Annotated in this window: 13 protein-coding genes; 11 read left to right on the top strand and 2 right to left on the bottom strand. The window is 51.3% G+C overall.

Features of this window, described 5'->3' with window-relative positions; all coding sequences use genetic code 11:
• Positions 1-77: 77 nt before the first annotated feature.
• Complete coding sequence (locus EHN13_RS08740; RefSeq protein ID WP_003835817.1) at positions 78-1,100, bottom strand: phage integrase; 1,023 nt, start codon at positions 1,098-1,100, stop codon at positions 78-80.
• 69 nt (positions 1,101-1,169) lie between these two features.
• Entirely contained in the window at positions 1,170-1,469 is a 300-nt protein-coding gene (locus EHN13_RS08735) for a helix-turn-helix transcriptional regulator (protein WP_124021247.1), read from the bottom strand.
• Between the two features lie 248 nt (positions 1,470-1,717).
• Between EHN13_RS08735 and EHN13_RS08730 the strand changes: the two genes are divergently transcribed.
• The 11 genes from EHN13_RS08730 (at position 1,718) to EHN13_RS24315 (ending at position 9,469) form a co-directional block, all read left to right on the top strand.
• Positions 1,718-2,053 carry a hypothetical protein gene (locus EHN13_RS08730; protein ID WP_003835821.1) on the top strand — a complete coding sequence of 112 codons (336 nt, stop codon included), beginning with the start codon at positions 1,718-1,720 and terminating at the stop codon, positions 2,051-2,053.
• Positions 2,054-2,066: 13 nt separating this feature from the next.
• Positions 2,067-2,324, top strand: coding sequence for a DUF4761 family protein (locus tag EHN13_RS08725; RefSeq protein WP_124021246.1), 258 nt, complete (start codon positions 2,067-2,069; stop codon positions 2,322-2,324).
• A gap of 204 nt (positions 2,325-2,528) precedes the next feature.
• Positions 2,529-2,756 carry a phage filamentation protein Fil family protein gene (locus EHN13_RS08715; protein ID WP_124021244.1) on the top strand — a complete coding sequence of 76 codons (228 nt, stop codon included), beginning with the start codon at positions 2,529-2,531 and terminating at the stop codon, positions 2,754-2,756.
• A 15-nt stretch (positions 2,757-2,771) separates the two neighbouring features.
• Complete coding sequence (locus EHN13_RS08710) at positions 2,772-3,044, top strand: hypothetical protein (RefSeq protein WP_101743133.1); 273 nt, start codon at positions 2,772-2,774, stop codon at positions 3,042-3,044.
• Between the two features lie 69 nt (positions 3,045-3,113).
• A complete protein-coding gene (locus EHN13_RS08705) occupies positions 3,114-3,338 on the top strand; it encodes a hypothetical protein (RefSeq protein WP_124021243.1) in 225 nt (74 codons plus the stop codon).
• Positions 3,335-3,883: a 3'-5' exonuclease gene (locus EHN13_RS08700; protein WP_124021242.1), complete on the top strand. Its 549-nt coding sequence runs from the start codon at positions 3,335-3,337 to the stop codon at positions 3,881-3,883. The genes EHN13_RS08705 and EHN13_RS08700 overlap by 4 nt, the downstream gene beginning before the upstream one ends.
• Positions 3,884-3,891: 8 nt before the next feature.
• Positions 3,892-4,845, top strand: coding sequence for a DNA adenine methylase (locus tag EHN13_RS08695; RefSeq protein WP_124021241.1), 954 nt, complete (start codon positions 3,892-3,894; stop codon positions 4,843-4,845).
• Positions 4,846-5,113: 268 nt separating this feature from the next.
• A complete protein-coding gene (locus EHN13_RS24045; protein ID WP_167469991.1) occupies positions 5,114-5,287 on the top strand; it encodes a hypothetical protein in 174 nt (57 codons plus the stop codon).
• A 9-nt stretch (positions 5,288-5,296) separates the two neighbouring features.
• Positions 5,297-6,313 carry a DNA cytosine methyltransferase gene (locus EHN13_RS08690; protein ID WP_124021240.1) on the top strand — a complete coding sequence of 339 codons (1,017 nt, stop codon included), beginning with the start codon at positions 5,297-5,299 and terminating at the stop codon, positions 6,311-6,313.
• Positions 6,306-8,945 carry a replication endonuclease gene (locus EHN13_RS08685; protein WP_124021239.1) on the top strand — a complete coding sequence of 880 codons (2,640 nt, stop codon included), beginning with the start codon at positions 6,306-6,308 and terminating at the stop codon, positions 8,943-8,945. The genes EHN13_RS08690 and EHN13_RS08685 overlap by 8 nt, the downstream gene beginning before the upstream one ends.
• A 2-nt stretch (positions 8,946-8,947) precedes the next feature.
• Positions 8,948-9,469, top strand: coding sequence for a MazG-like family protein (locus EHN13_RS24315; RefSeq protein WP_232034653.1), 522 nt, complete (start codon positions 8,948-8,950; stop codon positions 9,467-9,469).
• Positions 9,470-9,560 lie beyond the last annotated feature (91 nt).

Genomic DNA, 9,560 nt, shown 5'->3' with positions numbered 1-9,560 from the left:
TTGACCTTCCCCTTGCTGGGAGGTTTTCAAACTGCGCAGCACCGCAAGGCACTGCGCTAATTCAGTATATTACAGACTCAACTAACCCTCAAAACCCCTGCATTGCCTCCAGAGTGTGGACATAATGTGGACATTCCACTGAGGGGATTGTAGCTCACAGCGTCCAATAAATAGTCCGGCGCGAAGTGAGCGTAAGTCATTGTCTGTGATATGTCGGAATGACCAAGAATACGTTGTAACGCGATAATATTTCCGCCCTTGATCATGAAGTGCGTAGCGAACGTATGACGTAGCGCGTGCGCAGCTTGCCCATCTGGAAGATTGGGCTTTGCTTCCTTCATGCGCAGACGAAAGGTTTTATAGCTCACGCGGAACAACCTTCCTGACTCCCGATGTTTCACTATTTTTGCAATGTCGTCAGATATGGGAACCACTCTCCGATCTCCATTTTTAGTGATCGTAAACATCACCCTGTTACCGACAATGTTTTCAGCCTTAAGCTGGTAGGCTTCACCCCACCGAGCACCAGTGGCAAGTAGCAGAACGGCAATACGGTAGTAATCACCAGAGCACAGGGATAACAACCGGTTTACTTCCGACTCAGTGAAATACGACATTTCCGTTTTAGGCTCTTTCAGTGCTGAAATTGCTGTTACCGGATTCTCACCGTGAAACTCATCAATTTCAGCCATAGCTTTAAACACGCCACTAAGAGCAAACAGGTCATGATTTATCGTTGAAGCCTTAATCCCCTGCTCCAGTCTGTATGCGCGGTAGTCGATAAGGCATCGAGCATCAATCTGGTAAATCATGGGATCCCCCATATCCTGGCAAATGCAGTTAACAGCACTAAGCCTGCGGTTTGCATAGTTCTTATTCCGCCCTATTAACTGCCACCAAAGAGCAATGAACTCGCTTAGTTTTCGTTTATCAGCCGGTCTGTTCAGGTAATCATGATTTTGATACTTTGCAATGATGCTGCGCTCAAAAGCATGTGCGTCTGCTTTCCTATCAAACTTCCGCCGTATGCGCTTTCCGTCGCGCCCGCGCGGCCTTACATCCACTTCATAGCGACCATCTTCGAGTTTCTTAACGGACATAAGAAAACCCTCCAACAGTCAGATCACTATCCTGGTAACAAATAGTGAAAATGTAATGTTTATATAAAGTTAACCAATCTGTTTCCCGGAGGGGTCTGACTGAATTTCGTCTGGCCCATTGTGTGCGAGAGCCGGTGCTATTTGGCCTCGGCTCGGGTCCGTACGGTCGTACATGAACCACTCCTGGTACTTATGGAACCGTGGATGTCCAAAGAGCTTGATTGCTGACTCAAGAGTCATTTTGGTCGTGTCGCGCTCATACCCGCCATAAGTTGAATAACTCAACCCTGTTAAATCAGTAAGTTGGCGTTTAGTAAGGCGTTCAGATTCTCTGATAAGGCTTAATTTCTCACCTTGCGTCATTGACATAATGCTTTGATCTCGTCATATTACCCGATATCGGTCATTTGGTACTTAACTAAGCACAATGACCACCTTTAGGCAAAGAGGCTACATTAGCCTCAATATGCCTCAACGTTGGAGTCTAACAAATGACACAATCACGAGAAATCGAATTAAACGCGGGATCTCAACATTTACGGCAATTCCCATTAGATGTAGCCCGCGTTGCACGCACTTGCAAAATGACTACTTCGCAGGCTGACGGCATCAGGGACATGAACACTGAAGAACTTCAAAAGCAGATTTTCGTTACACCTGTTGAATTCGCCTACCTGACAGGCAGAACCCTCAAATCAGTTCGTAATCTGATGGATCGCGCACAACTGCCAGTCCACCGCGAGGGTATGCCAGGTTCAAAACGTCCAAAACGTTTCATCATGCTGCAAGAATACTGGGACGCTGTAGCACACTGCCGCGCACTAATTACCCCGGAAGAAAAACACTACATCGACCGCCTGATGCGAGATAAAGCAACTTATCGCCGCACCACTGGCAACAAACACAATGTGTTGAAACGTAATAGCCGTTCCACCCTACAAAACCGCGCATAAGGAGTAATTAGTAATGCGAAAACAGTATTCACAACACGGATCACATGCCGGAAGTATTCACGGCGCTGTACAGGTCAGTAAAAACACTTTCGCTTATCGCGGTTTCACCATTCGTAAAACGCCACGTAATATTTTTAACGCTCGTCAGACTTATTTGATAAACAAGCGTGACGATAAGGCAGAAACGGATAATTACTATGGCCGTGATTTCGCATTAGCAGAAGCCTGCGCCACGATTGACCGTATGTTAAAAAACAGCAGTTTCTTATAAATGAGGACTGCAATGATGATGGAAATGATGATCGGCGCAGTGCTCTTTATATTTGCAGTGCTGATTTTAAATCTGATTCAGTTTCTGATAAGACGGCATTGCAATAATGTCAAGCAACAGAAAGAGAAGCAGGTTTCTGAGTTCAAAGCCAGACGCGAAGAAGTAGAACGCAAGTCCCGCAGACAACTGTAGCAGGAACAAGATATGAACGATAACGCTCCATCACTTGCCAGCCTGTTAAGGCAGGGTTGCCAAGTCACGCACTGCCGCAATACTCGCGGCTGGATCGAGTGCCCTGACGGACGCTTCTTTAAACCAGAACCGAACAAGGTGCGCTTTATTAAAGGTATGAGTAAGCCTTTTGTTTATACCAAAAAGATAAACAAAGGTTTACTTATCACTCTGGTAAGAGCATTCAAAAAACTACTGTAGTGGTAGGAGGCTTACGTGTTTACTGAAGAGAAAACATCGTGGGAACGGGAAATGCTGATTCGCGAAGCGGTGGAGAACGCGGAGAAAGGTTTTACTGTTAATTTAAAAAATGGCGCACGCATTGTTGTAACTCCTGACAGTCCATCAATTGATTTAATTATTTATGGTCTGGAGAAAACAATTCGCGGAAATCATGAGCGGGCTCGAATGACCTTTATTGATTTTCTTTATTATTGGCATGAAAGGATATTTAAACAGGTTAAGCGAAAACCACGTCCTAATCACTAGCTAATCAGGTTTGAAAATTAAAGGCATTCATTATGTCGGGCTTCATTTTGCCTTTTTCAGGAGGTTGCCATGTCGGTTAAGTCAATAAAACTGGAGAGCGGAATTAGTGATCCGGACTTTATGGAAATAAACACCAATGCACGGAAAAGCGAACGTGCTCACCTTCTTGGTCTGCTGCGTATTTTTATGAGCCAACTGAAAAAGGAAAGTGCCACTCAGGAAGAAATTCATTTATCAGTCGAGCGGTGGATCAGCAACCGCGAATTAATCATCAGTGAGGATAAAAGCTTATGAACAACATCATGTTAGATATTCGCGTATTGGGGAAATCCCCTGATTCTCCAGTGTTCGCTATTGAGTGCGTTTTTTTCGAACCATCAACGGGGAAGATTGGCCCGCAATATTACCGTGCAATTGATATCAGAACCGTGGGCGGTATTTACCCTGAAACGGTTTTACAGCTCATGAAGGGGGATGCCGAACAACGTGCTGAGGTTATCAATGCTACCTGTCGAGAGATTGATGCTGTCAGTGGCGTCTGTCGTTTTATCAAAGACAATGCCTCAAAACACGAAAAACTCATTTGCTGGTCAGCCGGAGACTCAGCAGACGTTGCTACGCTCGCGTATGCTCTTTCCCGCCATGGTCTTGGTCCATCATTACCGTCTTTCGACATTCGTTACCTATCAACATTGATCCATATCGCTGGCGTTACCGGGTATGTCCCGCATCCGCGCCGTTCTACAGCGACTTATATGCTGACAGATGCTGTTTATCGCGCCGAGCAGGTTTGCGAGATCTGGCAGCGCCTGACTTCCCCACACCTCGAATCGTTGTGAGGTTGAAAATGATTAATTCACCTCTGAAATGGGCGGGTGGAAAAGCTCGCGTTATGCCGCAACTGCTGGAGCATTTGCCAAAAGCTGATTGTCTGATTGAGCCATTCGTTGGTAGCGGAACCGTATTTATGAATACGGAATACCGTCACTATGTGCTTTGCGATAGCAATCTGAATCTGATCAACTTCTTCCGTCAACTAACAGGCCGACCAGAGGACACAATTTCTGCCTGTCGCTGGATATTTAGCGGCGGGAATAATGCCGAGGAATTTTATAAACGGCGAGCTGAATTCAATTCTCTGACCCAAAAAGCGGACTTAGATCCGGATGCTGCGTTGCTTCATGCTGCGTATTTTTTGTACCTGAATCGCCATACGTACAACGGTCTTTATCGCGAAAATCTGAAGGGGGAATTTAACTCGCCCTTTGGAAAATATGCCGCGCCTTACTTCCCTGAAAATGAAATGCGTTTGTTTGCTGAAAAGGCCAATGACACGAAAGCGCTTTTCTATCATGGCGACTTTCGCGATTCAATCCCTGGCACTATGCGGCTGGCGCATGACGCAGTTATTTATTGCGACCCCCCATACATACCGGCCAGCAAAACAGCCAGTTTCACCACCTACGGCAAGCCGTTTACCCTGGATGATCATCGCGCCCTGGTTGCAGCCCTGCTCAATGTTAATCACCAGTATGGTCATCGCGCGGTGATATCCAACAGCGACACGCCTGAAACTCGCGAAATTTATTCCGCCTTCAACCTTCACTCCCTGAGTGTCCGCCGCTCTGTGAGCGCCAAAAGCCGCGATATGGCTGGCGAAGTTATTGGCGTTCTTCTCGTGTGTGATGGTTGCGGCAGTGCTGGCGGTGGTTTCTGCCCGGATTGTGGACCGGTAATGGGGAATGCGACTTACGGCGCAATGGCGGCGGCGGGTGCATTCGACGGATCGGAGGGATTCTGATGAATGAGCCAGTCTGGTTAGCAGTAGATCCCGCCGATGAGTCAGGGGATCGCACCACAGTTACGGCGCTGGTTTACCGCATAACCGGTAGTCAGCAGTACCCCACCTTCACCCTGATTGATTTCAGGGCGTTCATCCTTGATGCGGCTATACCGGCCTCCAGGTCATGCGTATCCGGCATGGGCCACGATTTCCAGCATATCAAGAGGGGCGGACTTGTACGCCTGCAACTCCCTTCCGAAAGACTTAAAGAGGAGTTTCCATCCCGATGAACACAGTTGATGCAGTAGTGACTCGCGTACTCGACGTTCGTCCATACCGTGATTTCTGGATCGTCGAAGTAGAGGTGTCGAGCTGGGGTGGGTACAGCCAGACAACCGTTATCTGCAATACCGAAAAAGATGCTCGTCAGGTTAAGACCGGCGACATCGTGACTGTTTAGGTGGTCTGCATGGTTGCTTACTACAACGAAATCGATCCCTATGCAGCCAAATGGCTGCGCAACCTTATCGACGCCGGCCATATTGCGCCGGGCGTCGTTGATACCCGCTCAATTGAGGATGTAACCCCCAATGACCTCATCGGATTCAATCAATGCCATTTCTTCGCCGGGATCGGCGGATGGTCGCTTGCGCTGCGTCGCTCAGGATGGCCTGACAGCCGCCCGGCATGGACAGCATCATGCCCCTGCCAGCCTTTCAGCTCGGCAGGTAAAGGGCTTGGGTTTGCTGACGAGCGGCACCTATGGCCCTCCGCACATTGGCTTGTCGGCCAGCGTCGCCCTGTCGTGGTCTTTGGCGAGCAATCTGGCAGCGCTGACGCAAATGACTGGATCGACCTTGTACAAGCTGACGTGGAAGCCCTGGGCTATGCCTTCGGGGCGACTGCGTTTCCGTCTGCGAGTGTCGGTGCGCCGCACTGGCGCGATCGTGCTTACTGGGTGGCCGACGCCGACGGCGAACGCATGGAAACATCCATCGAACGCCGGTCGCCAGGGATCACCGAATTTACAAACAGTAGCCGCATTGTCTGGCTGGCCAACCCCGACAGCCACGGACGGGAAGGGCGGCTATCAGGGTGGCAGGATTCGAAACGGGAAGCTGTCAACGGATCGACTGGATGTGACGGCGCAACTTGCGGGCTGGCCTACGCCAACAACGAGCAACGACCGTTCACCGTGTCCACAGGAAGCTATGAGGGCATATCGCGACAATGGAACAAAAATTCAGAAGCGGTTGCAGGATGTGGCGGCACTGTGCAGACCGGCCCGGTTAACGGCTTCTGGCGAGATGCTGATTGGCTGTGCGGCAGAGATGGAAAGTGGCGGCCAGTTAGACCCGGATCATTCCCGCTGGCTAATGGGGTTCCCGGCAGAGTGGGAAGACTGCGCGCCTATGGAAACGCCATCAATATTGAAGCGGCGACAGCGTTCATAAAGGCTTATATGGCGGCTGTGGATTATGCCTGACTCCTCCGCTGTAGCCTGGGAGTGGAATGCTAAGCGGCAGGCCATCAACCCCCATGAAACCGAAAGTGCAGCCTTTGAGTATCTGACACCGAAAGGCGAGCGCAGGGCGCTCGCTTATGGTGACCTGGTTGATGCTGTTTATCGTGCTCCAATGCGCCCGCGCGAGGGTGAAGCGCGAGAGGCATATAACCGTAAAGGCCGTGTAAACTATCTCCGCCGCCGGGTGCAAACGCTCCCGAGGTTTATCCGTAAGCGCTTTTCGCAGCACCTTGAAAACCTAGACCGCAGCAAGCCAAAAGATGTCGTGCGCTGGCTGTTTGGTACGTTTGAGCGCCATGTGTTACGCCGTGTTGATGCGGTTAATGCGCAATACCTTCCACAAAGTACACTCCCTGCGATCCTTCTCCCACTGCGCGATGACTTCCACCTGTTGCCATGGGCAGACAAAAAACGCCTGAAAAGACTGGCGTATAAGCTTGCGAACCTGATGAAAAGCGAGTTTATGCGCGAGTTTGATTTTCAGTATGAGCAAACATCCGATCTCGAGTTTTCGTCGATTTACGCGTATGGGGCTATAGCGAGCAAAGCGGCGACGCTCAATATCGCGATCCCCGGATGGGCGCGTTATTGCGATGAAGAGCTGGACGCCGACGAGGCGCTGCGTGCCGCTGGCAGACTTCATTCCGAAAAATGGTGGCTTAACAAAATCCGCCGCATCCATGACTGCTGGCGCGAACATCTAATGATCGCGACCGGCTACGTCAGCAAAGTGGCTTCACCATATTGCTCTGATCCCTGCTTCAGAGAATGGGTGGCGCAGAAAAAAGCGAACTTCGAATTCCTTCAGGCGATGGAGCTGGAAGACCAGGACACCGGCGAGCGCAGCTCATTACTGGATAAGGTGATGGGTAGCGTTTCCAACCCGAAGATCGCGCGGCATGAGCTGATGGTGCGCATGCGCGGGTTTGAGGATATGGCGAATGAAATGGGGCTGGTTGGCATGTTCTACACGCTGACAGCGCCGTCGCGTTACCACTCAACGCACGTCCAGTCAGGCAGACGAAACGATAAGTACCAGCACGCCAGCCCGCGTCAGACGCAAAAATACCTTTGCAAAGTCTGGGCGCGCGTCAGAGCCAAATGGAGTCGCGAAGGTATTCGCACGTTTGGTTTTCGTGTTGCAGAGCCTCACCACGATGGAACCCCTCATTGGCATCTGTTGCTCTTCCTCCGTCCTGAGGAAGTAGAGTATGCAACAGCCATTTTCCGCAAACACGCCATGAAAGAGGACGGTCACGAGAAAGGTGCTTCAGAGCACCGTTTTACCGTTACGGCAATGGACGAGCAATTTGGATCTGCAACAGGCTATATCGCGAAATACATCTCGAAAAACATCGATGGCTACGGCATGGATGGTGAAGTGGATCTTGAGTCAGGCCAGCCGGTCAGGGAGATGGCAAAGCGTGTACGCGCCTGGGCTTCACGCTGGAACATCCGCCAGTTTCAGCAGATTGGCGGCGCGCCGGTGACCACCTGGCGGGAGCTGCGCCGGTTAGGTGACCGTGAGTTGGTATTGCATCCTGAGCTGGAAGCTGCACGCGCCGCAGCCGATGCGCCAGACTGGCCGGGATATACCAACGCTCAGGGGGGGCCATTTGTCGCGCGCGATTGCCTGCGCGTTCGGCTTAACTATGAATTCACCGAAAACGGCAATGATTATGGTGACACGGTCGCCAAAATTACTGGCGTTTATTGCCCTTATACGGGAAGCGAATCCGTCATTTTCACCCGCACCACCGATTACAAGATTGTGCCGAAGCGTAAGCCGTCGCCGGTCGAGATTTTGACCTTAGAAGGCCGCGCAGCGGCCCCTCGGAGTTCTGTCAATAACTGTACGGCGCGCTCCGGAACGGACGAAAAACCACCGTTAAAACGGACGGTGTCAGCTGGTACCGCACCGTCAGAAACGGTGGTGTCTGCCGGTAGCCTCACGCCGGAAAGTTCAGAGACAGAACTTCCGCTGAATATCGAAGATTTGCGCCGATATTCACGCCAGCAACGGCAGGAAATCACCAGCAGGCTGAAAAATGCTGGTCGCGAAAGTTCAGATCAGTCCTTCGAACGTACCGCGCGCGGCCTGCGCACGTCTGTTGGTGATGAAACTGCGTTGACGTGGGGACCAAAAGTGGTCGCCGCTAAAGACATGAGCCTGACGCCGGAAGAGGCTGATAGACGCTGGCGCGAGCAACTGCGGAGCGAGGCAGAGACGCGGGCAGACAACTACGCCGCAGCAGTAGCGGAATACCAGAAGAAAAAGGCCAGTGCCGCATTGCGCCAGGCGCAGCAAAAAGAAGTCTCGCAGATGCATGGTATCCCCGAAGAAGTGATCGACAGTATTGGCGCGCAGCTGCGTAGTTGCCGGATTTTCGTCAGTGATGACGTTGTGCGATCAATCGCCGGTGGTGCCCGCGTTCGCCACGGCGGTGGAATGCTCGCGGCGGAGGGGGGCCGGTTACGTGAAGTGAAGGCATGGCACGCAGGCGGGAAAGATAAACCAACTTCCGAATATGTGGCGGTGTGTGACCTGGTCACGCGCTGGAAAAAGGCTGTTAAGCGAAAAAACGAGAGGTAAACATGAAGCATTTAAGCACTAAAGCTATTGGGTCAGTCATCGCAGAAATGAACCGGCAGGATGAGAAGTGGGGAGCAGACCGCGATCAACATCCGTTCGTCTGGCAAACCATCCTCAGCGAAGAGGTGGGCGAGTTTAGCCAGGCAATTTTGCATGACGAATTTGGGGGTCATAAATCAGGAACGGCGCGCGAAGAGATGGTGCAGATCGCTGCCGTCGCACTTCAGATTATCGAATTTTACGATCGCCATTGTGCGCCGGTACAGGAATCCGAAGGCGCGCAGCAGATGCTGGCGTTGCCAGCCATCCCGGCAGGCCGCGAAAAAGTTGGTGATTGTGAGTGGCTGGACTGGAATCAGTTATCGGAGCTGGGTCTGATTGTTCGCATTAATACCGAAGTGCTTCACCCGGTTGGCCTTGCGCTATACCGGGATCCGGAGACGGGGAGTTCAGCAGGGGCAATGATTTCTCCAGACGGAAAGTGGACCTATGGGAGTGAGGTTGTTAAGGGGAGAAAACTGTAGCTGTTTGTCGGGGCATAGTCGCTTTTGACCGTGCTGGCCATTTTATCGAGCAACGTCATTTTTGGTGGTGCTGCAGGTTAGTTTTTTGGGA

This window comes from Citrobacter youngae (genome assembly GCF_003818115.1).
In the GTDB taxonomy this organism is placed as follows: Bacteria; Pseudomonadota; Gammaproteobacteria; order Enterobacterales; family Enterobacteriaceae; genus Citrobacter; species Citrobacter youngae.
The sequence above is the reverse complement of the archived record's forward strand: the minus strand, read 5'-3'. Positions and strand labels throughout refer to the sequence as shown.

Bases quoted from the DNA above. Each gene is read 5' to 3' on its own strand.
- EHN13_RS08725 (WP_124021246.1), top strand. From the start codon at position 2,067: ATGCGAAAACAGTATTCACAACACGGATCACATGCCGGAAGTATTCAC.
- EHN13_RS08730 (WP_003835821.1), top strand. From the start codon at position 1,718: ATGAACACTGAAGAACTTCAAAAGCAGATTTTCGTTACACCTGTTGAA.
- EHN13_RS08695 (WP_124021241.1), top strand. From the start codon at position 3,892: ATGATTAATTCACCTCTGAAATGGGCGGGTGGAAAAGCTCGCGTTATG.
- EHN13_RS08685 (WP_124021239.1), top strand. From the start codon at position 6,306: ATGCCTGACTCCTCCGCTGTAGCCTGGGAGTGGAATGCTAAGCGGCAG.
- EHN13_RS08735 (WP_124021247.1), bottom strand. From the start codon at position 1,469: ATGTCAATGACGCAAGGTGAGAAATTAAGCCTTATCAGAGAATCTGAA.
- EHN13_RS08715 (WP_124021244.1), top strand. From the start codon at position 2,529: ATGAACGATAACGCTCCATCACTTGCCAGCCTGTTAAGGCAGGGTTGC.
- EHN13_RS08705 (WP_124021243.1), top strand. From the start codon at position 3,114: ATGTCGGTTAAGTCAATAAAACTGGAGAGCGGAATTAGTGATCCGGAC.
- EHN13_RS24045 (WP_167469991.1), top strand. From the start codon at position 5,114: ATGAACACAGTTGATGCAGTAGTGACTCGCGTACTCGACGTTCGTCCA.
- EHN13_RS08700 (WP_124021242.1), top strand. From the start codon at position 3,335: ATGAACAACATCATGTTAGATATTCGCGTATTGGGGAAATCCCCTGAT.
- EHN13_RS08740 (WP_003835817.1), bottom strand. From the start codon at position 1,100: ATGTCCGTTAAGAAACTCGAAGATGGTCGCTATGAAGTGGATGTAAGG.
- EHN13_RS08690 (WP_124021240.1), top strand. From the start codon at position 5,297: ATGGTTGCTTACTACAACGAAATCGATCCCTATGCAGCCAAATGGCTG.
- EHN13_RS24315 (WP_232034653.1), top strand. From the start codon at position 8,948: ATGAAGCATTTAAGCACTAAAGCTATTGGGTCAGTCATCGCAGAAATG.